Source organism: Acaryochloris sp. 'Moss Beach' (assembly GCF_021497025.1).
Taxonomy (GTDB): Bacteria; Cyanobacteriota; Cyanobacteriia; order Thermosynechococcales; family Thermosynechococcaceae; genus Acaryochloris; species Acaryochloris marina_A.
In genome coordinates, this window is sequence record NZ_CP071717.1 from 582,070 (window position 1) to 602,243 (window position 20,174).

At 47.7% G+C, this 20,174-nt stretch carries 18 protein-coding genes and 1 pseudogene; 9 read left to right on the top strand and 10 right to left on the bottom strand.

The window, feature by feature from the left end; all coding sequences use genetic code 11:
- The first annotated feature begins 88 nt into the window (after nucleotides 1-88).
- The 3 genes from HRE53_RS02750 (at nucleotide 89) to HRE53_RS02760 (ending at nucleotide 3,909) form a co-directional block, all read left to right on the top strand.
- Nucleotides 89-1,219, top strand: a complete 1,131-nt coding sequence (locus tag HRE53_RS02750) for a cob(I)yrinic acid a,c-diamide adenosyltransferase (RefSeq protein ID WP_235108976.1) — start codon at nucleotides 89-91, stop codon at nucleotides 1,217-1,219.
- A gap of 128 nt (nucleotides 1,220-1,347) precedes the next feature.
- Entirely contained in the window at nucleotides 1,348-3,492 is a 2,145-nt protein-coding gene (locus HRE53_RS02755) for a PAS domain S-box protein (protein ID WP_235108977.1), read from the top strand.
- Nucleotides 3,493-3,528: 36 nt separating this feature from the next.
- The gene (locus HRE53_RS02760) at nucleotides 3,529-3,909 is read left to right on the top strand and encodes a response regulator (protein ID WP_235108978.1); all 381 of its coding nucleotides are present in this window, start codon (nucleotides 3,529-3,531) and stop codon (nucleotides 3,907-3,909) included.
- Between the two features lie 26 nt (nucleotides 3,910-3,935).
- Here HRE53_RS02760 and HRE53_RS02765 read toward each other — a convergent pair whose 3' ends face one another.
- The 3 genes from HRE53_RS02765 to HRE53_RS02775 form a co-directional block, all read right to left on the bottom strand.
- On the bottom strand, nucleotides 3,936-4,172 hold the full coding sequence (locus HRE53_RS02765) for a hypothetical protein (protein WP_212662118.1): 237 nt from the start codon (nucleotides 4,170-4,172) through the stop codon (nucleotides 3,936-3,938).
- Nucleotides 4,173-4,601: 429 nt separating this feature from the next.
- Nucleotides 4,602-5,300 carry a J domain-containing protein gene (locus tag HRE53_RS02770; protein ID WP_235108979.1) on the bottom strand — a complete coding sequence of 233 codons (699 nt, stop codon included), beginning with the start codon at nucleotides 5,298-5,300 and terminating at the stop codon, nucleotides 4,602-4,604.
- Nucleotides 5,301-5,362: 62 nt separating this feature from the next.
- The gene (locus HRE53_RS02775; protein ID WP_235108980.1) at nucleotides 5,363-6,727 is read right to left on the bottom strand and encodes a cytochrome P450; all 1,365 of its coding nucleotides are present in this window, start codon (nucleotides 6,725-6,727) and stop codon (nucleotides 5,363-5,365) included.
- 255 nt (nucleotides 6,728-6,982) lie between these two features.
- Here HRE53_RS02775 and HRE53_RS02780 point away from each other — a divergent pair, with 255 nt between their 5' ends.
- Together HRE53_RS02780 and grxC are read left to right on the top strand one after the other, a co-directional pair.
- Nucleotides 6,983-8,290, top strand: coding sequence for a pentapeptide repeat-containing protein (locus tag HRE53_RS02780; protein WP_235108981.1), 1,308 nt, complete (start codon nucleotides 6,983-6,985; stop codon nucleotides 8,288-8,290).
- Between the two features lie 39 nt (nucleotides 8,291-8,329).
- Complete coding sequence (grxC, locus tag HRE53_RS02785) at nucleotides 8,330-8,647, top strand: glutaredoxin 3 (protein WP_235108982.1); 318 nt, start codon at nucleotides 8,330-8,332, stop codon at nucleotides 8,645-8,647.
- 69 nt (nucleotides 8,648-8,716) lie between these two features.
- On the opposite strand, the gene HRE53_RS02790 is transcribed toward grxC, so the two are convergent.
- Entirely contained in the window at nucleotides 8,717-9,574 is an 858-nt protein-coding gene (locus tag HRE53_RS02790; RefSeq protein WP_235108983.1) for a fatty acid desaturase, read from the bottom strand.
- 161 nt (nucleotides 9,575-9,735) lie between these two features.
- Between HRE53_RS02790 and HRE53_RS02795 the strand changes: the two genes are divergently transcribed.
- Nucleotides 9,736-10,950 (top strand): TetR/AcrR family transcriptional regulator, encoded by a 1,215-nt coding sequence (locus tag HRE53_RS02795; RefSeq protein ID WP_235108984.1) that lies wholly within the window; start codon nucleotides 9,736-9,738, stop codon nucleotides 10,948-10,950.
- A 9-nt stretch (nucleotides 10,951-10,959) separates the two neighbouring features.
- Here the strand turns inward: HRE53_RS02795 and HRE53_RS02800 are convergent, their stop codons facing one another.
- Nucleotides 10,960-11,598 carry a Crp/Fnr family transcriptional regulator gene (locus tag HRE53_RS02800; protein ID WP_235108985.1) on the bottom strand — a complete coding sequence of 213 codons (639 nt, stop codon included), beginning with the start codon at nucleotides 11,596-11,598 and terminating at the stop codon, nucleotides 10,960-10,962.
- 113 nt (nucleotides 11,599-11,711) lie between these two features.
- Nucleotides 11,712-12,380 carry an ABC transporter ATP-binding protein gene (locus tag HRE53_RS02805; RefSeq protein ID WP_212662126.1) on the bottom strand — a complete coding sequence of 223 codons (669 nt, stop codon included), beginning with the start codon at nucleotides 12,378-12,380 and terminating at the stop codon, nucleotides 11,712-11,714.
- Between the two features lie 169 nt (nucleotides 12,381-12,549).
- Between HRE53_RS02805 and HRE53_RS02810 the strand changes: the two genes are divergently transcribed.
- Entirely contained in the window at nucleotides 12,550-12,996 is a 447-nt protein-coding gene (locus HRE53_RS02810) for a DUF3531 family protein (protein WP_235108986.1), read from the top strand.
- Between the two features lie 22 nt (nucleotides 12,997-13,018).
- Here the strand turns inward: HRE53_RS02810 and HRE53_RS02815 are convergent, their stop codons facing one another.
- The 3 genes and pseudogenes from HRE53_RS02815 to HRE53_RS02825 form a co-directional block, all read right to left on the bottom strand.
- Nucleotides 13,019-14,014 carry a ribose-phosphate pyrophosphokinase gene (locus HRE53_RS02815; protein ID WP_283250022.1) on the bottom strand — a complete coding sequence of 332 codons (996 nt, stop codon included), beginning with the start codon at nucleotides 14,012-14,014 and terminating at the stop codon, nucleotides 13,019-13,021.
- Between the two features lie 302 nt (nucleotides 14,015-14,316).
- Nucleotides 14,317-15,271, bottom strand: a pseudogene (ftsZ, locus tag HRE53_RS02820) (cell division protein FtsZ); the annotation flags it as partial.
- A gap of 359 nt (nucleotides 15,272-15,630) precedes the next feature.
- Nucleotides 15,631-16,557 carry a cell division protein FtsQ/DivIB gene (locus HRE53_RS02825; protein ID WP_212662128.1) on the bottom strand — a complete coding sequence of 309 codons (927 nt, stop codon included), beginning with the start codon at nucleotides 16,555-16,557 and terminating at the stop codon, nucleotides 15,631-15,633.
- 278 nt (nucleotides 16,558-16,835) lie between these two features.
- Here HRE53_RS02825 and msrP point away from each other — a divergent pair, with 278 nt between their 5' ends.
- Complete coding sequence (gene msrP / locus HRE53_RS02830) at nucleotides 16,836-17,843, top strand: protein-methionine-sulfoxide reductase catalytic subunit MsrP (RefSeq protein ID WP_235108987.1); 1,008 nt, start codon at nucleotides 16,836-16,838, stop codon at nucleotides 17,841-17,843.
- Here msrP and rfbD read toward each other — a convergent pair.
- The gene (rfbD, locus tag HRE53_RS02835; protein ID WP_235108988.1) at nucleotides 17,820-18,734 is read right to left on the bottom strand and encodes a dTDP-4-dehydrorhamnose reductase; all 915 of its coding nucleotides are present in this window, start codon (nucleotides 18,732-18,734) and stop codon (nucleotides 17,820-17,822) included. The two genes, msrP and rfbD, sit on opposite strands and share 24 nt — an antisense overlap.
- A 234-nt stretch (nucleotides 18,735-18,968) precedes the next feature.
- Between rfbD and HRE53_RS02840 the strand changes: the two genes are divergently transcribed.
- Nucleotides 18,969-20,174, top strand: a complete 1,206-nt coding sequence (locus tag HRE53_RS02840; RefSeq protein WP_235108989.1) for a glycosyltransferase — start codon at nucleotides 18,969-18,971, stop codon at nucleotides 20,172-20,174.

The following is a 20,174-nucleotide window of genomic DNA, read 5'->3' on the forward strand; positions in this document are numbered from 1 at the left end:
TCTATAAGATAGATTTTGCCCCCTTATCAAGGAACAACAAAAGTTCAACCCACCGTTTAATCATTCAAAGGAAACTGACAGAGTAATTATGGCCAGGAATGGGATTGGTATCAATACAGCCCAAGATCGCTCAGAACGGATTGTTGGCCAAATTCATGTTTATGACGGAGCTGGCAAAGGCAAATCACAAGCAGCATTAGGCGTTGTACTGCGTTCAATTGGCTTAGGTATTGCGTCTGCATTTCCGACCCGTGTTCTGCTACTACGGTTTTTAAAAGGTCCTGGCCGCCCCTATGCCGAAGATGCTGCCATTGAAGCTCTGCAGCGTGCCTTTCCCCACTTAATTGATCAGGTGCGAACGGGAAGAGCTGAGTTCTTTGGGGCGGACGATATCACCAAGTTTGACCGCCAAGAAGCCCAACGAGGATGGGACATTGCCAAAGGTGCAATCGCATCAGGGCTCTACTCCGTTGTTGTTCTGGATGAACTCAACCCAGTCTTGGATTTGGGCCTCTTAGACATAAATGACGTGGTCCAATCTCTGCGCAAAAAGCCGGACCATTTGGAGGTTATCTCCACCGGTAGAGGGACGCCCCAAGGCCTGCTCAATATTGCCGATCTCCACTCCGAGATGAAGCCCCATTCCCATGAAGGCACCCGCCAAGGGATTGAAGGGATTGAAATTTATACCGGCTCAGGTAAAGGTAAATCCACCAGTGCTCTAGGCAAGGCCCTTCAGGCGATTGGGCGTGGCATTAGCCAGGATCAATCTCATCGTGTCCTGATTATGCAGTGGCTCAAAGGTGGCCTCGGATATACGGAAGACGCTGCCATTTCCGCCATGCAGCAAAGTTATCCCAATCTAGTGGATCATCAGCGTTGTGGCCGAGATGCCATTGTTTGGCGAGGTCAACAACAAGAGATTGATTATGTAGAAGCAGAGCGGGGTTGGGAAATTGCCCGAGCTGCGATCTCATCGGGTCTCTACAAAACCATCATCTTAGATGAACTCAATCCCACGGTTGATTTGGAACTTCTGCCAGAAGAACCAATCATGCAGGCTTTTTTACGCAAACCTCGTGATACAGAAATCATCATCACAGGGCGCTGTCAGAATCCTCCTGCCTATTTTGAATTGGCGAGTACCCATTCAGAGATGGTTTGCCATAAACACTATGCAGAAAAAGGAGTTGATCTCAAACGCGGTGTAGACTTTTAACGAATCTGTTGCAGTTTGCTCATAGATGCCCAGACCCTACGTTTGACATTTATGATGGGGGCAGATTCTTATTCCTAAACTGAAGAATTGACTGCTGCAATCTGCAAAGAAATCCCAACCTTTTATCCATGAGTCTGCCGTTATCCGCAATGAACTTAGAGAAGCACAACCAACGGATGCAGTTGTTAGCAGATGTTACCTACAAGATTAGGCAATCCCTGGATCTACATGAAATTCTGCAAACCACCGTCACTGAAGTGCGGCAACTGCTAGATGCGGATCGGGTTGTCATGTTTCAGATCCATCCCGATGGGGCGGGAACCGTAGTGCAAGAAGCAGTATTACCAGGTTGGTCGCAATCGATTAACCAAAATATTGTGGATACCTGTTTTGGCACGAACTTTGTTGAGTCTTATCGGAATGGCCGCGTTTCCGTCATCAACAATATAGAAGAAGCCCCCATTACCCCTTGCCATGCTGATCTACTGCGGCAATTTGAAGTTAAGGCTAATCTTGTTATCCCGATCATTAGCCAAGGGCAGCTTTGGGGGCTACTGATTGCCCATCAATGCTCAGCCCCTCGAGTCTGGCAAGACTTTGAAGTGGACTTGCTCAAACAGCTAGCGGATCAAGCGGGCATCGCTCTAGCCCAAGCCAAACTGTTGGCCGATCTGAACCAAGCTCATCAACAGCTCAGGTTTCATGTGGAAAATTCTCCCCTTGCTGTGATTGAGTGGGATCATGCCTGTCGGATTCAACGGTGGTCGGCACAAGCAGAACGCATTTTTGGTTGGTCGGCAGAAGAGGTCACGGGGCGGGGGCCTGATCACTGGTTTATTCATACGGACGATCTCCATCTTTTTCGAGAGCATGTTTTAAACCTGACAGGACATCCCTTCCCAAACTACTCAAATCCAGACATGGAACGGCTGACCCGAAATTATACAAAAACAGGCGACCTGATTGATTGTGAGTGGTACAGCTCCGCTCTGTTTGATGGAGAGGGAAACTTGGTGTCTATCCTGTCCATGGCCCAAGACGTCAGTGCTCGCCAGCAAGCAGAAGTGGCATTACAACAACTCAATCGGGAGTTGGAAATGCGAGTTGAGCAACGAACAGCAGCCTTGCAAGAAAGTGAACAACGATTCCGGTCGTTGTTTGAGGCTGCACCCGATTTTATCTATGTTTTGGATACGCAAGGGGTGATTCAACATGTCAACCCCGTGGTGATTGAGCGCTCAGGTTACCGGAGATCCGAGCTAGAGGGTCACCTCTTTGTCAATTTGTTTGCACCTAAATCTCAGGTTCTTTGCCAGCAGCAATTTTCAGATTTACTAGTCTTAGGGAGTCACCGCCAAGAACTGGAGTTCATGGGCAAAAACGGAGCCATTCTGACGGTAGATTGCTCATTTAAGGTTGTTAAAGATCCACTGGGACAAAAGTCTATTTTGGTGGTACAGCGCGATATTAGCGATCGCAAAGCGCTAGAGCGCATTAAAGACGAATTTATTTCTGTAGTCAGTCACGAATTACGCACACCTCTAACTTCAATCCACGGATCAATCAAACTACTGGCCACAGGTCAATTGGGTGATTTATCAGATGATGGCCAGCAAATGCTCGATATTGCGGATCAAAATACCGATCGCCTCGTCCGCTTAGTCAGTGATGTGTTGGACCTACAGCGCATAGAATCAGGGCAAGCCAAAATTTATAAGCAGCTTTGCGATGCAGCGGATTTAATGACCCATGCTACTGACGCAATGCGCAGTATGGCGTACCACCATAATGTCACTTTAAAAAGCACGCCCCTCCTAACCATGGTTTGGGCCAATCCAGATTACATGGTGCAAACCCTAACTAATTTACTCAGCAATGCCATTAAGTTTTCCCAGCCCGGTGGAACGGTTGAGTTAGCAGCTGAGCTGCGAATTGAAGAGCGTCGAGCCAAAGGGAGTCCCTCTCCGCCAGAGGGGCAGGACACCCACTTTCCCATCACTATTAAACACACCGAACTGTGGTTTCAAGTAATTGACCAGGGCCAAGGCATTCCTGCTGATAAACTGGAAAGCGTTTTTGAGCGCTTCCAGCAAGTAGATGCTTCAGATGCTCGAGAAAAAGGCGGTACAGGTCTTGGTTTAGCAATCTGCCGCAAAATTGTCGAGCAACATGGTGGCAAAATCTGGGCCGAAAGTGTTTTGGGCCAAGGAAGCTGCTTTTTTGTTGCCTTGCCGATGTCTTGCTGGTTAGTAGAAAAAGCTGAGGTCAGTTAATCGTTGGTCTTCATCCCCCATACTTAGTCCTAATCTATGGCAGAAAAACGCATCCTGATTATTGATGATGAGCAAGCAATTCAAGCTGTAGCCAGCCTCAGTTTAAAGATGGAAGCTGGCTGGAAGGTCATCACCGCCAATTCAGGGGCTGAAGGTATCGCCATTGCCGTCAAGGAGCAACCCGATGCTATTTTGCTGGATGTGATGATGCCGATGTTGGATGGAATAGAAACCTTCAAACAGCTACAACAAAGTTCTTTAACCCGTAATATCCCGGTTATTTTATTAACGGCTAAAGCTCAAGCAGCGGAACAGCAGCAATTTAAGAGTTTAGGGGTTGCTGGGGTGATTACGAAGCCCTTTAATTCGCTGACCCTAGCTAGCCAAATTGCTAAGGTATTGGGGTGGTCTATTTAGCTCGCTGATTGGCCAAAGGCAGAGTGCTAACCAGAGGAATGAGATTGATATGCAAGCCTTTCCTGGGCTAAATCTCGAATTAAAGGCAATCTAGCGCTGATATAGGCGTTTAAGTCACTAGCATCGACCATTTTTAGGAACTCTTCCCGACGAAGCTGTCGAGATAACCAGTTCACCAAAGCATCATTGTCTAGGGTCAATAAAATATTGGTTTGTGTCTCTTCAATTAATGACCAAAATTTACGGATTGCTTCAGGAGACATGAACCCGGCCTTTAAGATTCTCTTTATATTCATCAGGTTACATGAGAAATTTTGAGGTGAGAGGGATCTGGCGGAAGAAAACATAAAAGTTACATTATGCTCATGAAATAAATTGACTTTCATGTGCAAGCGTAGAGAAATATAAATACTGCTTTTATAGATAAAACTCTAAAAACCCTGCTAAGTATAGGTTTTTTTCAATACTTAACCTAATCTTCATTGCGAGTTATTAACAGTAAAATCTCTATCATGAGCGCTATGCAATTTAACAATTCAGGTCGTCCAGAGGTTGTACAGGTGAGCCAAATCCCTGCGGTTCGATTGAGGCTATTTTATTAAGAAGCTGTAGGGGTGAATTCCCATGATTACTTGGAGAGGGGAGCAATGCAGGGCAAGACTGTGCTGCTAGTTTAATCAACTGAATTAACTTTAAATTACGGCTTTCATGGCAGCTTGCACCTCATTCCGTAACTTTTTAGAGATGCGGAAAAGTTCTCGGCCTGTGGTCAGATAACTATCGTCGTAGCAGTAGGTAAACCGTTCCAGATCATCAATACCATCTTCAATATGATTGAGACAGTAGTATAAATGAGCAGCAACGCTGGCAATGTTGCCGGGATTTGGAAAGGACTGGAAGACCCTTTGGGCAGATTCAAGGCGTTTGCGACAATCTGACAAGTAATCCTGAAAATCTGCCATTAGATCATCGTCATAGGGATCGGCAGATAAGCACTGAATCTCATCGGCGAGAGGGTTAAGAATGTTGGCTAGATGTCGATTGACAGGAGTGTACACCTGCTTCAGCCATTGCTGGAGGTGAATCTCTGTCGTGCGGGCCGTTTGGGTGGGTTGTCGGTAGGATTGACTACGAGGAGTTCCAGCCTGGTTATTTCCCCATGAGTCTGCGGATATAGCAGTATTGCGATGATTGTCATAGGCCAACCGCCGATGCGGATCTTTTAAGACTTCATAGGCCTCATTGACCTGGGCAATACGCTCATGGTTCGCCATTTGATGATGGCTATCGGGATGAAATAACTTGGCCAAACGTCGATAGGCCGATTTGATCTCAGCTGGCGTTGCGGCTGGATCGACTTCTAGGGTTTGGTAGTGATTATGACCGGACATGAGGTCATTGTACTGAAGCTCAACGAGGTTGAGAATGGCAACAGCATGGACTTTATGTTCCCTTAATCTCGCTGGGTCAAGATCATTTTGAAGTGAGAGGGAGGGGCTAAGGTCACCCCCCTACGCACGGGTTTTAAGGGTTGAGATTGCTCAAGCCGGAATTGATATCGAGTCAGAAGTGTCGAGAGCACAAGTTTCATCTCGAACAGAGCAAAGGTCATCCCCAGACAACGGCGATTACTGCCACCAAAAGGCAGATATTCGTAGGGGGAAAATTGACGGTCTAGGAATCGCTCTGGCTGAAAGGCTTGAGGATTGGGATAGAGTTCAGGACGTCGATGGGTGAGATAAATACAGGGGGCTACAGTGGTTCCAACTGGGAGGTTATATCCCATTAAGGGCAATGACATTTTCGTTGTTCGAGGAGAGGTGATCGGGGCAATCGGGTAAATCCTAAGGGTTTCAGAGCACACTGCATTCAGGTAGGGTAAGCGTTGAATGCCTTTGGCATCATTGAGGTCAGCGGTGGCTAACTCAGCGATCAGTTTTTCCCTCACTTCTGGGAGGAAATGAATCCAATATAGTGCCCAGGTCAACGCTGAAGCAGTAGTCTCATGCCCTGCTAACAGCAAGGTAACTAACTCATCTCGCAGTTCTATATCGGTCATGGGATTGCCAGCTTCATCCGTGGCGGCCAGCATTAAGGAGAGAATATCTGCCCCCATTTCAGATTGGTGACGATGCTCGTCCATCTGTTGATACAGGAGGTGATCGAGTTGCGATCGCACCTGCAGAAACCGACCCCAAGGACTCCAAGCGCCCCAGTCCTTCTGTAATCCCCGTAGAAACAGCAAACTCGCACCAGCGGGTGATCCAGTTAAGTCCAAGAAGTTGGGTAATAGCGCCTGCAAAGCTTGGTATCGTTCAGAGTTCGATACTCCAAACACCGTTTTGAGGATGACGTTGAGAGAAATGGCCTGCATGGCCTCCCGCACATCAAAGGGGTGGTTGATTTGCCAAGGTGAAGCTATTTCTTCAGTAATCTGAGTGATGGATGAGCCATAGGCTCGCATCCGTTCCCCATGAAACGGGGGCATTAAGAGCTGTCGCTGGCGTTGGTGGGATTCGCCATCCAAGAGGATGACAGATGCATTACCGAGCAAGGGCAACAATATAGAATTATTGTGGCCCGCATCCATCTTGTTGGGCTCTGCAGTGAGAATCTCTTCAATGCCGTGGGGATTGCTACAAAAAACAATTTGGCCCAATTGCCCCAGCTGCAATGTAAATAAATCGCCATACCGTTGTGTACAAGCTTCCATGAACTCTAGGGGGCGTCCGATCCATTGCAATATTTGCCACAATCCTGAAGAGGAGGGACCTGCGGGTAAATTTTGAGTGGAGCGTTGAGTGACAATCGTTGGCATAAATCTTTTCCTAACAAGCTTAGGGAGACAGTGCTGTAGGGAGGTGCACTCAACGGCAGTTTAACGCACCTGCGGGTCTGCACGATTACCGGTTCAGTTAATAACGCATAGAATCAAGACGTCTACCGCTACACTAGATCCCAATAGGTTGCAGGTCAGCCCTATAGGAAGGGTTAAACGAGTGCCAATATAATGCCGCCTTCAGCCTTGCCGAAAGATGATGAGTAGCCCACAGTTGGGACTGTGAGACGCATAGTGGCCAGGTATCCCTCTCCCAAAAATCATCTCACTCAGAGGATGCTGTTCGCTCTGGCTTCAGCAGGCTTTGGTTTGGTTCTGCTCCTTTGGTTTGTACCCCAGTGGCAGGTCAACCAACTTCCAACCTTAGATCGGGCTCGGCTGCAACAATTACCCCTAACGGACCAGCTTCAATTGCAGCTTGAAGAAACATATCATCGAGCACAAGCTGAAAAAGAGCAGCGTAACACCCTGATCCTCATAGCTTTAGGACTATGGGGAGGGATGGCGATCTATTTTTCCTGGCAAAATTACCATAGTCAACGTCGACAGCAAGATACCAGTGAGTTCCGAAAAGCAGTGGAATTGTTGGCGGCAAAAGACAAAATAGAAGTACGATTGGGCGGGATATATCTCCTAGAGCAAATCGCCAGTGATTCTCCTGGACAACAAGCGATTGTATTGGAAGTCCTAACGGCTTATATCCGGGAACATAGCACCAAAGTAGGGGATACCCGCCATTTAGGCTCAAATGAAGTCAATACCTTGCGAGTTCCCACGGATATTCAAGCAGCCTTGACCGTGATAGCACGGAGTCATTCTCAGTTCGAAACAAGTCACCTAGATTTTCAAGATGCTTATCTGATTCAAGCTAACCTGATTCAAGCCAACTTTCAGGGCGCTAACTTCCAAGGTACGTACTTGATTGGTACCAATCTCCGGGAGGCGGACCTGCGAGAAGCCAATCTTCGCAATGCGGATCTATTGAGTGCCAATCTAAGTGGAGCAGATCTGACCCAGGCCAATCTCAGTAGCGCTAATTTGTTAGGTACCAATCTAAATAGCGCTAATTTCCAGAATGCTGATTTGACCGGGGCCAATCTGCGAGGTGCTTATCTTGGCAATGCGAATCTCTTGGAAGCGAACCTGAATAGTGCAGATTTAATTGGGGTTTATCTCAGTGATGCCAATCTCAGTCAAGCTAAATTGATTGGTGCCAATCTTCGCACTGCTAAGCTGATCGGGACTCAACTCACGAATACAGATTTGAGTGAAGCCAATTTCACAGGGGCTGATTTGAGTGATGCCAGTCTGGTGGGGGCAGATTTTACTGATGCCAATCTCAGGGAGGTCTCGTTCCAACGAACTCAATTTCGAGAGGCTAATTTGAGTGGTGCTGATCTACGGGGGGCTATTTTCCTAGAGGTCGAGCAGTTGGTGGAGTGCAAACTTTGCCGGACTAAATTACCTGAGCATCTGGATCTAGATGCCAATCGAGATTGTGCTTCCCTCAAAATCGCAGATCAGTCCGTTGCGTCACAATAAAGGGGTAAGTTCTTATCTATTGCCAATTAGGAATTTCCCATGCCAAATTTCTTGAACAACCTTTTGGGACGCCATCCTGAGCGAGTCAAGGCCAATACCGAAATCTATACCTGGCAAACTTGTCCATTTTGTATTCGAGCCAAACTATTGTTGTCTTGGAAAGGGGTGCAATACACCGAGTACAAGATTGATGGAGATGAAGCCGCACGAGCCAAAATGGCTGAACGGGCGAATGACCGCCGATCAGTGCCTCAAATCTTTATCAATAATCAGCATATTGGCGGCTGTGATGACCTTTATCAAATGGATACAAAGGGCCAGTTAGACGACTTATTATCTCAACCGGCTGCGGGTTAGAACCGTTACCAATGAAGAACTCCCAGAGCATGCTCTGGGAGTTCAAAATGTCTATTTTAAGGTGAGCCGTTACTTCCTACTGTATTGAAGAGATTTAGGGTAGGTCACAATTTTCTTGGCCAATCCCATTTGCTTGAGGGCACAGATGGCCCACCAGGTGAAATCAATTTCCCACCAACGGTAGCCAGATTTTGCCACATGGGGATAGGAGTGATGGTTGTTATGCCAGCCTTCGCCATAGGTCAACAGAGAAACCCACCACAGGTTTTGAGCGCCATCATCTGATTCAAAGGTGCGATATCCCCACATGTGAGAGGCAGAATTTACCAGCCATGTGGAATGCCAAAGAATGACGGCCCGGACGAAGATACCATAGACCACGAAGGACCACCCACCCAGGGCATAGAGCACAGCAGCCAAAGGAATCTGGAGCATCAGGAAATTCCGATCTAACCAGCGATAATAGGGCTGACGGGCTAGGTCTGGTGCATTTTTTTGATAGTGGTTGGCATCAAAATACTCTGGGCGAGGGTAGAAAATCCAGAGAATATGGCTCCACCAAAATCCTCGCTGGGCAGAGTAGGGATCATCATTGACATGCTCGGTATGGGCATGGTGTTGGCGGTGACCGCTGACCCAAAAGATAGGACCGCCCTGAATGGCGAGGGAACCAAGGGTTGCGATCGCATATTCCAATACCTTGGGCACCCGGAAACTTCGATGACTGAGGAGGCGGTGATACCCCAAGCAAATCCCGATTCCCCCTAGCAGCCAATGCAGGAATAGGGCGACACCTATTGCTGACCAGGAGAAATAATAGGGTGCTAAGCCGATGGCTAAGAGGTGAAACGCACCAAAAAAGCCAACATTGACCCAGCTTAGGGCGGGTCTGACCACGGGGGCAGTGACGACAGGATTGGTAGTCATAACAGTCCTATTAAAAAGATGAACAACGCTAGCCCATATCTGCAGAGGTGGGCTTCGCTTTTTGTCGAAATACTGGTTAAAGTAATAATGCAAGCATCACTTGCATGCTGTCATGCTAACACCCATCCTTAAGCCTTGCAAGTGCTACTTGCATTTTGTCTATGCCTTCTCAATCTTCAACTCGTCAACGCTTGATTCAGTCAGCTTTTCAGCTATTTATCACTCAAGGGATTAGTGGGACAACCACTCGCCAAATTGCCGAAGCAGCAGAAGTAAACGAAGTAACGCTGTTTCGTCATTTCGGCAGTAAACATGGTCTCTTATTAGGAGTCTTAGAAGAGTCAACAGCCTTTCAGAGTCTGGGGCAGGCTCTGAACAGTCACAACCAGTCTTCTGAATCTACAGAACAAGCTTTTCAGGAATATGCAAGTTATTGCTTGCATGCATTAGAGCAAGTGCCCGATTTAATTCGGTCTCTGGTGGGAGAAGCCAACCAATATCCAGCGGACAATCGGCTGGCCTTGGGAAAGCGGATGACAGAAATCACCCAATATATGGCTCAGTATCTAGAAACCTTTATGGCTGAGCGACAGTTGATACCCCAGTTCTCAACAGAAAAACTGGCAAGCTTATTGGAATGTTTGCTGCTCGGGTATGCTGTTATCGAGTTCACCAGTGAGTACCATCAGCTGTGGAATCATCAAGACGACTTTTTAGAGCATGCGGTGCAGATGATCTTGTTTGGCAGCATTGCAAGTGGCACTGTCGTTAGCCCTTCTCCGCAAACGACTACAGTCGTAGCTGATTTACCTGCGGAAACCGTTCATCTTATTCTCCGACAAGCCAAGAAACAGAGTACCCAAGATCATGCTCTGGCCTATGTTTTATTTGGGGCAGGTTTATCATCACCCGAAGTGATCGACCTATTGAGATCGCAACAGATCAGCAATAACCAACAGCATCTGCTGCAAATCCAGGCTAGCCGCCAGGTGGCCGTCAATCAGTGGGTCATGGGGAAACGTCTTGGCTCCTATACCTCCAATCCCCTGACCAAATGGCTAAAATTTCGCAAAGATGATGAACCTACAATGTTTGTGGATGATCAGCAACAACCCCTGACGCTGACAACGCTGGCCGATCGGTGGAAAAGCTGGACGGAAGGGATGACTACCTTAGCAGGTCACCCTCCCCATCTGGAACAGGCCCAACACACCTGGTGCATCGATATGCTGATGCGGGGAGTGACCCTCGATAATTTGAGCTTATTGACGGGGTGGACGTTAGAACAGCTCCACCCCTATGACCAACGAGCCAAAGAAAAAGCGGCTTTAGAACAAGCAACGCGTCTGGATCAGAAACCATCCAGCAAAGATTGAGCTGGGCAGCTACAGACTCTCTGAAGGGGCATCAGTAATGACAAAGTGCCGCGTGCGGTCGATGGACAGCCACCCCTCCTGCCGTAGATTGCCTAAAAGGCGAGTAATGGTGACCCGTGTGGTGCCGAGTAAGTTGGCGAGCTGTTGATGGGTCAAGCGCACCTCTAAACGCACACCATTCGGCGTAACCTGTCCGACTTCCTGTTTCAGCATCAATAATAGCTGCCGTAAGCGATCGTATACTCGTCGTTGGCTAATCATCGCTAAAATTGCCTCGGTTTGCTGCAATCGCCGACTCAATTGCTGAAGAACGCCTTGGGCTAATAACGGCGAACTTTCTAACTCAACCTGATTTAAGCGCATCAACACTGCATCAGAGAGGGCCACTGCCTCATAGGGATCAAGCTGAGTTAATGGCAAACCGAAGGGCATCGCTGGGTAAACAAATCCCAAAATGGCCTCATCACCGGAAGGGAATAAAGTGCCCAGCTGGACGATGCCCCGACAGACAATCCACAAATCTTGAGGCCCCATCGGAATAGACCGTCCACTTTTGAAATCATATGTATGTCTTCCCTGATAAGCTTCTTCAAAAACTTGACGCCAGTCGGTAGGAGCTGGCGCTACGGATACCTGGGTTCGCAGCATCTATTAGAGGTGAATGGGGTGTAGTGATCTGTCTACAGACTAAGAGATAGTGCTAAAGCGCAGGTAAATATAAGGTTGTGAACAGATTAAGCTCTCACAACTAAAAATTCTTTCTATAAAGACGCGACTGACGTCTTCATCTGTAACGAGGCCGGATCGACGGTGGCTAATTGGCCATGATTTAAAGTCCAACATCGATCAGCAATACTGATAAGCTCTGCAGGATCATGGGTGACAATCAACAAACTCCACTGCTGTTTGAGTTTCCCCAAGAGGGTCACCAACTGTTGCCGCATGGACCAGTCTAAACCCGCTGTGGGCTCATCTAAGAGCAGCAGATGGGGTTGACGAATTAACTGGACTGCTAGAGCCAAACGCCGCTGTTGTCCACCACTCAAAGATTGAGGAGAAGTAAAGAGGGATAAATCTCCTAACCCTACTTCTGATAAGGCTTGATGCACCTGTTCTGATCCCAATTCGGGATGACCAATGCGTAGTTCTTCCAAAATGGTGCCCCCGCAAAAATGCCGCTCTGGGAATTGAAAGACTAAGCCTGCGAGTTGCTGCAGATTATTAGGTTTGAGTTCTTGCTGACGCCAATAGAGGTCACCTGATGTCGGCGCTGCTAAGCCAGCCACTATTTCTAGTAGGGTACTTTTTCCCGAGCCGCTCGGACCAATCACCAGCCCTAGCTGTTGAGGAGGGAGTTCCAGAGTGACTGCCTTGAGAATTGCAGTTGAAGTTGCTGCTGGATGATAAAGGAGCTGTTTTAATCGAAGCATTCTTTTAGCGTAATGCAATCAACTACAATCAGGAGCAGGTTTGAGGGTTGCACCGTTCCCCTTTATATCAGCATGCCCAATCAAGAGGACGTTACTTGCTGACACTAGGGGGCAAAGAGGAGGCTCTTGTTAATCTTCTTGCTCTGGCTCGTTATGTTGTTTTCAGTCTATGAACATTCAGTTTCGTGAATTTAATTCTTTTGATTTATGGCTTTGGTTAGAATTTGAAACCGTGTTGTCGGAACAAGAGAAACAATACTTGGAAGAAGTCTTTGATTCCTGGTTTTTTCTGGGGAAGCTAGGGGGATTTAATGCCGAGAATTTGCAGGTACAAGATGCTGGCTATGAACTGAGCTATCTCCATTATGAAGTAGAAGCCAAAGATAGCAATCTCATGGCCCTAATGCATAATATGGGGGAGATTGAGTACGAAGGCTGTTGGGCCCGGTGCTGGTTTGATTTGGGTACTAGCGATGCGATCGCACTTGATGTTCTGCTCAATGCTCTGGTTAACTTTAATAAAGAATTTATCGAAATTCACCAGCTGTTGATCGGAGGTGAAAACGAAGATTGGCCCCTGCCAGAACATCGGGATCGGTTCTACCAAGAGCCTTAAACTCAACATTTAGCCGCTGGCACTAGCGAAACATACTGCTAACAGAACTGTCTTCATGCACCCGCCAGATAGTCTCACCTAGCAGACTAGCCACCGATAGCACCCGCAACTGGGGAAAATGGCGTTCAGGGGGAATGGGGGTCGTATTGGTGACGATCACCTCTTCAAACAATCCTGTTACCGATAAACGCTCAATGGCTGGGGGAGAGAAAATAGCGTGGGTGGCACAAGCATATACCTGGCGAGCCCCTTCTTTACGAAGGAGTCGGGCCGCAGCAGAGATAGTGCCGGCCGTGTCGATCATGTCATCCACTAAAACAGCCGTTTTCCCTTGGACATCACCGACCACATTCATCACTTCGGCGACATTATGGGCCTGACGGCGTTTATCAATAATGGCTAATGGGGCATCGTCTAGCTTCTTGGCAAAGGCACGGGCTCTGGCCACGCCCCCCACATCAGGGGAAACCACCACTAGGTCGGGTAACTCCTTCCGAGCCAAGTAATCCAAAAGCACGGGAGACCCATAAACATGATCTACCGGGATATCGAAATAGCCTTGAATTTGAGCGGAGTGTAGGTCCATCGCCAGGATGCGACTGGCTCCTGCTTGGGTAATTAAGTTGGCGACTAGCTTGGCCGTAATGGATTCTCGACCGGCTGTCTTACGATCAGCCCTTGAATATCCGTAGTAAGGCAGCACTGCCGTAATTTGCCTGGCAGATGCCCGGCGACAGGCATCGATAATAATCAGCAACTCCATCAAATTGTCATTGACAGGATGGCAGGAGGGCTGAATCAGATAGACATCGCAACCGCGAATCGATTCTTGAATTTGGACGTAAAGTTCGCCATCTGCAAAGCGCTTTCGAACCATGGGGCCCAAATCAACGCCTAGGTAGCGGGCCACTTCTTGGGCCAGCGAAACATTGGCAGAACCGGAGAAGATTTTCAACCGATTATTCTCGGCAACCAAAGGCAGAGGAGGTTGCAGAGTTAGAGTTGCAGGACGGATCACTACGAGTCCCCAAAACACATTCTAGGCAATCTTAACATCCCAAATTGCCCTTAACACAGTTGAGAATTGTGAGTTTTAATTAAATTCCTCTGAGGGATCCTAATATACCTAAAATACTAGGTGAAAAAAACTTAAGAACGACCTGGACGACGTTTTTTGTAAGAAGTCAGGGATGTCAAGATTGCCCCCTCGACTTGGAGGTCGCTGAGTCACCGTTTTGGGAGCAGCTTTCTGCTGTTGTTCAGGCTTGGCGGAGATCTTAGCTTTTGGTTTTGCCTCTGATTTACGAGGCGAGTCACCTGCTTCGCTCGAAAAGCCTGTAGCGATCACGGTCATCCTGATCTCACCTTGGAGAGAATCATCAATCACAGCACCGAAAATGATATTGGCACTGGCATCTACCACTTCGTAGATAGTTTCAGCCGCGGTATTTACCTCATGCAGCGATAAATCATTCCCGCCCGTAATGTTAAAGACAACCCCTTTTGCTCCTCGGATCGAAGCATCGAGTAGTGGAGAATCGATGGCTGCGATGGCTGCTTCCTTCGCCCGAGATTTACCAGACCCTACCCCAATTCCCATCATGGCCGAACCCGCATCTGCCATGATGGCTTTGACGTCTGCGAAGTCCACATTCACCAAACCTGGAACATTGATGATATCGGAAATGCCCTGTACACCTTGCCGGAGAACATCGTCTGCGGTATGAAAGGCTTCTTGTACTGGCGTTTGCTCAGCAATCACTGACAGAATCTTATCGTTGGGAATCATAATCAGCGTATCAACCCGAGTTTGCAACGCAGAAATTCCTTCCTCGGCTTGATGGCTACGGCGGCGTCCTTCAAAGGTGAAAGGGCGAGTGACAACCCCTACTGTGAGCGCTCCCATCTCTTTGGCAATTTCAGCAATAATCGGGGCAGCACCTGTTCCAGTGCCCCCTCCCATTCCGCAAGTAATAAAGACTAAATCAGACCCTGCTAGTGCCGTAGCAATATCATCACGAGACTCTTCTGCTGCTTTTTGACCAATGGCGGGGTTGCCGCCTGCCCCCAGACCACGGGTTAACTTTTGGCCGACCTGCAGGCGCTTCGCCGCAGACGACAGGGTTAAGGACTGGGCATCTGTATTAATAGACCAAAATTCTACGCCAGAGACATTGCTAGCGATCATGCGATTGACTGCATTTCCCCCACCACCGCCGACACCAATCACCTTAATGGTGGCTGCACCATGTCGAACAATGCTGTCATCTTCCATACTCACATCCTTACGAGGTGAAGAGGGGGGAGCGCTGTCCTCAAAGTCAAAAATATTTTCCAAACTCTCCTGAGATCCTGAGTCAGAACTTTCCCCCGTTCCCCCTAATTGATCCACTGGACCTCCATTAAGGCGGTCATCATTTTCATTTGTGAATAGGGAATCGGTAAAGGTTTGATCTGCAGGCGTCATTTTGACTAGTTATGAACAGCAAAAAATGGATGGGCGATCTTCGTTACTCAACTATAGGACAAGTTCCTCCAAAAACCAATTGAGCGATATTGGCTGTAAACCTCTTGATTCTGACGGGTAAAAACCCGTTTCACTGCATTTTTGAAAAACAGAAGTTTTTCTTAAGGTTAAGGACTGGGTTGTGATTGTTTCCGTAATTCTAGAACGGGACTTTCAGGATTCTGTACATCAATATAAACAATCTGCTTTGGATCGACTGATTTTGGTAAGGTTCGCATTTCATCTAAGGCCTGAAGTTGCCGATCAAAATTGTCACTAAATGGACCAATATGAATCTGGCCCAATTTAGTTTGCAACATCAGTTTATTAGGGTTTTCCCAATTGAGATGTTTAATCTGAACAGGGCTAGTCTCCATCGAGGCATATATCTGCTGCCATTGACGTTGTCTTTGATAATCAATCGAAACGAGTTGCGTCGCAGAATCGGCAGGCGTATTTTTCGAGGTATCCTCTTTGGCTTCAGGTTGTAAATAGCCTTTCAAGGTGAGTTTGGGAAGTTGATGGGCTTTTTCCAGCTTGGGATAACTATCGGCAGGTAAAACGACCCCCCGCTGATCTAATAACCAAACATTGGCAGGGCCAAGGGTGATGGAATCAGTTTGACCGGGCTTCAGGACTAAGGTACATCCTTTACATTCCGTCATGGCCACAGGGGGGAGTTCCCGAACGACCACGCTGACTCTAGGGGGAAAAAGCTTTCGAGTCACAATCACATGACTGACATGGGCATTGTTTTTCAGCTGAGAGATCAAGGTTTGCGGCTGAAAGCGAATCAGGGAAGTGGGGAATTCCAGCACCATCAAGTGTTCAAGGGTTTGGCTATCGATTTCTTCATTCCCCTTAAGGGTGACTTGATTTGATTGTTGAATTTGCCATTCGGGCTGACAGACCGCCCATCCTAATCCAATTGTCATGCCTAAGATGACCAATGTCCGCCAAGCTCGTCGCCGAAATTTTTGTTTGCGCTGGCGAATGAGTTGCTGTTGTCGATCTCTAATATTGACGATTGGAGATTCTGGTGTTGAATCAGTCATGTTGCTCAAAGACTAGATTGGCTGGACTCTTTAAAGAAATAGATTATCTTCAGCATCATTGGGTGAGAAACGAATGCTCAGGGCATCTACTCAATTAAAAGCTGCCTGATTCCTGCTGGCAAGAGCATAGCGGTTATGGCAAGCATTCACTAGGTTCTCCTCCTTCGCTAAGCTGGAAACCCGTCTCACTTCGGGTTAGATATCTGTTTGATGCGGTGGAAGTACTGCTTCAAGCGGGCAAGATACAGACATAGACCTCGTGTTATTGGGTTCACTTTATGGTGTTCATTCGTATTCCTAAGCCTTGGCAGGTAGAGTCGCAGCCGATCACTTCAGAGACTGCTTATTGGCATCGGCGACGGTTTCTGAAAAATATGATTGGCTTTGGCATCGGTGCAACCGTTTTTCCTAGCATTAGCTGTTCTCGGTCAGATAGCGAGATTGAGCCAGAACTCCAGGCAACGTTACCTCAAGGCCAGCTGCCGAATGTCAAACGGTCTCCGATCTATACTGGACAGGGACTGACAGTGACCCCAGAGGCTAAAACGAGCCGCTATAACAATTTCTATGAATTTGGCGGTACGAAAGATATTTGGCAAGCCGCTCAAGCCTTACCTACAGATCCTTGGAAAGTGGAGGTAACGGGATTGGTGAACCGGCCTCAAACCTATGATTTAGATGACTTGATCCAGAAATTTCCGTTAGAAGAACGCATCTATCGATTTCGATGTGTTGAAGCCTGGGCCATGGTGGTGCCGTGGTTGGGATTCCCGATGCGATCGCTAATTCAAGACGTCGATCCTAAGTCCAATGCCAAGTTTGTCCGCTTTACGTCTTACTACGATCCCCAGGTAACACCTGGCCCTGGGGGGTTTACGGATTCAAGCGGATTGCCCTGGCCTTACACCGAAAGCTTGCGCATTGATGAAATGGCCCATGACTTAGCCTTTTTTGCGGTGGGGATTTATGGCCACCTGCTACCAAAACAGCATGGAGCACCGATCCGCATGGTTACCCCTTGGAAATATGGATTCAAGGGAGCGAAATCCATTGTCAAAATTGAGTTCATGAACTTTCAGCCACCCACCTTCTGGAATGCGTTGGCTCCTGATGAATATGGGTTTGAAGCCAATGTCAACCCGAATATTCCCCATCCTCGCTGGTCCCAGGCAGAAGAGCGCTTGATTGGTACCGGGGTGCATCCAGCGGTATGGGAGCGACAGCCTACTTTGATCTATAACGGCTATCCAGAAGTGGCCCCATTATACGGAGGGGTCTTGAATTAGTTCCTTCAACATCTGGCGTAAAGACTGCTGCCAGTGGGGAGCAGGTTTGCCAAGAATGGGGGTGATTTTGCTATTACTCAAGACGGAATAGGCTGGCCTTGGGGCAGGTAATGGATATTCAGATGTGGTGATGGGGATGACCTGTTCGATCTGGAGGGGGAAGCCCAGGCTCTGGGCTTCGGCAAAGATAGCGACGGCGAAATCATACCAACTGGCAACCCCTCGATTGGTGAAATGGTAGGTGCCATAGATTTCTGCTTGAGTGGCTGAATCTGAGCTGGACCAGTGATGTATTAAGGATGCGATCGCATCTCCAATATCCTTAGCCCAAGTGGGCGATCCAATTTGGTCATCCACAACCCGAACGTCTGATCGCTCCTTGCCGAGTCGCAACATCGTTTTCACAAAATTACCTTTACCTTGGGTACCGTAAACCCAGGCCGTTCTTAGAATAATATGCTGATTCCAGATATGGCGAATGCCCTCTTCTCCTTGCCATTTTGAATGACCATAGACACTTTGAGGATGGGGAGAATCGGATTCAGTGTAAGGATGACCTTGAGTCCCATCAAACACATAGTCTGTCGAAATATGGACGAGTAACGCTCCTAATGTCTTGGCGATTTCGGCTAGGACTGTAGGGGATTTTTGATTTACTGTATGAGCCAATTCAGCCTCTGATTCAGCCCGGTCAACCGCCGTATAAGCTGCGGCATTAACGATAATGTCTGGCTGAACGGGTAGGATCACTTCGTGTAATTGTTCAGGGATAGCCAGGTTGACCGTCTCTTTTCCCACAGCAATCAGTTCAACCATCGTTGGCAAAGCTTTTTGTAATTCTTGGCCTAATTGTCCTTGTGCACCAAGCAGGAGAATGCGGGACTTTGCCATGGGGAATTCCTATCGTGCACTAACACGGATCCTATCTTGTTCAAAGAACAGATATCTACTAGCTGCTTCAAAGAAGAAGGTACAGATCCAAATCACGACTTGATATTTCTCACCGCAGTAGTATGTGAGTGAAAGGTGCTGGAGCTGATGTTAATTCAGGCCGTTCATCTCCATATGCAGCGCAAGAAAAATTGCTACCCAGGGTAGTCTAGGACTACCATTGCCGACCCAATTATGACTACGGTTGCTTATCTGATAAATCAATACCCCAAGGTCAGTCATAGCTTTATTCGCCGTGAAATTTTGGCCCTAGAAGCCCAGGGGATTAATATTCGACGTTATTCCATTCGTTCATGTCCTGATCAGCTCATCGACCCAGATGATGTAGCAGAACTAGATAAAACTCAAGTCCTGCTATCCGTTGGCGTCTTGGGGCTTGTTTTGGCATTTATTTGGGTCATGTTTAGCCGCCCCCTCGCCTTTGTCAAGGCTCTGGGGTTAACCCTTAAGATCGGTTGGAATTCTGATCGGGGCTTGTGGCGGCACTTTATCTATTTAGCAGAAGCGAGTGTTTTCCTATTTTGGCTGGGCGTTGCAGGGGTTGATCATGTCCATGCCCATTTCGGCACGAACCCTGCTGCCGTTGCCATGTTGTGTCATGTGTTGGGTGGGCCTTCCTATAGCTTTACGGTGCATGGGCCCGACGAATTTGATAAACCCCAGATTCTCCACTTAGCGACCAAGATTGCCCATGCTAATTTTGTGGTGGCAGTTAGCTCCTTTGGCCAAAGCCAACTCTATCGTTGGAGTAACCCTCAACATTGGTCCAAAATACACATCGTTCGCTGTGGATTAGATCAAATATTTTTGCATCAACCCCCTACCGCGTTGCCAGAAACGCCGCATATTGTTTGTATTGGCCGTCTTTGTCCTGCAAAGGGACAACTTTTGCTGGTTGAGGCTGTTTCCCAGTTGATCCAAGAAGGAGTCGAAATTGAGTTAACTTTGGTCGGAGATGGTGAATCCCGTACTGCCATAGAATCCGCCATTGCAGCAGCACATTTGGAAGAGGTGATCACTATCACAGGATGGGTGAGTAGTATCCATATTCGCAACTATTTACTAGGGGCCAAAGTTAAAGTTTTACCGAGCTTTGCAGAAGGTTTACCCGTAGTTTTAATGGAGGCTTTAGCCCTTAGACGCCCCGTAATTTCCACTTATATTGCTGGCATCCCTGAATTAGTAAAACCTAATAATGGCTGGTTGATTCCAGCAGGTTCGGTTTCAGCTTTGAAGGATGCTATCCGAGTCAGTTTAACTACCAGCACGGTCAAACTCCAAGAAATGGGGGAAGTTGGAGCTGAACGGGTAAATGCGGATCACAATATAGAAACTGAGGTGGTGAAACTCTCTCAATTATTTGCAGCGCATCGGCCTTAG

Coding starts and splice junctions, on each gene's coding strand:
- HRE53_RS02825 (WP_212662128.1), bottom strand. CDS start 16,557: ATGACTGATTCAACACCAGAATCTCCAATCGTCAATATTAGAGATCGA.
- HRE53_RS02800 (WP_235108985.1), bottom strand. CDS start 11,598: ATGCTGCGAACCCAGGTATCCGTAGCGCCAGCTCCTACCGACTGGCGT.
- grxC (WP_235108982.1), top strand. CDS start 8,330: ATGCCAAATTTCTTGAACAACCTTTTGGGACGCCATCCTGAGCGAGTC.
- HRE53_RS02790 (WP_235108983.1), bottom strand. CDS start 9,574: ATGACTACCAATCCTGTCGTCACTGCCCCCGTGGTCAGACCCGCCCTA.
- HRE53_RS02805 (WP_212662126.1), bottom strand. CDS start 12,380: ATGCTTCGATTAAAACAGCTCCTTTATCATCCAGCAGCAACTTCAACT.
- HRE53_RS02755 (WP_235108977.1), top strand. CDS start 1,348: ATGAGTCTGCCGTTATCCGCAATGAACTTAGAGAAGCACAACCAACGG.
- HRE53_RS02765 (WP_212662118.1), bottom strand. CDS start 4,172: ATGTCTCCTGAAGCAATCCGTAAATTTTGGTCATTAATTGAAGAGACA.
- HRE53_RS02770 (WP_235108979.1), bottom strand. CDS start 5,300: ATGTCCGGTCATAATCACTACCAAACCCTAGAAGTCGATCCAGCCGCA.
- HRE53_RS02750 (WP_235108976.1), top strand. CDS start 89: ATGGCCAGGAATGGGATTGGTATCAATACAGCCCAAGATCGCTCAGAA.
- HRE53_RS02760 (WP_235108978.1), top strand. CDS start 3,529: ATGGCAGAAAAACGCATCCTGATTATTGATGATGAGCAAGCAATTCAA.
- HRE53_RS02775 (WP_235108980.1), bottom strand. CDS start 6,727: ATGCCAACGATTGTCACTCAACGCTCCACTCAAAATTTACCCGCAGGT.
- HRE53_RS02840 (WP_235108989.1), top strand. CDS start 18,969: ATGACTACGGTTGCTTATCTGATAAATCAATACCCCAAGGTCAGTCAT.
- msrP (WP_235108987.1), top strand. CDS start 16,836: ATGGTGTTCATTCGTATTCCTAAGCCTTGGCAGGTAGAGTCGCAGCCG.
- HRE53_RS02810 (WP_235108986.1), top strand. CDS start 12,550: ATGAACATTCAGTTTCGTGAATTTAATTCTTTTGATTTATGGCTTTGG.
- HRE53_RS02795 (WP_235108984.1), top strand. CDS start 9,736: ATGCCTTCTCAATCTTCAACTCGTCAACGCTTGATTCAGTCAGCTTTT.
- rfbD (WP_235108988.1), bottom strand. CDS start 18,734: ATGGCAAAGTCCCGCATTCTCCTGCTTGGTGCACAAGGACAATTAGGC.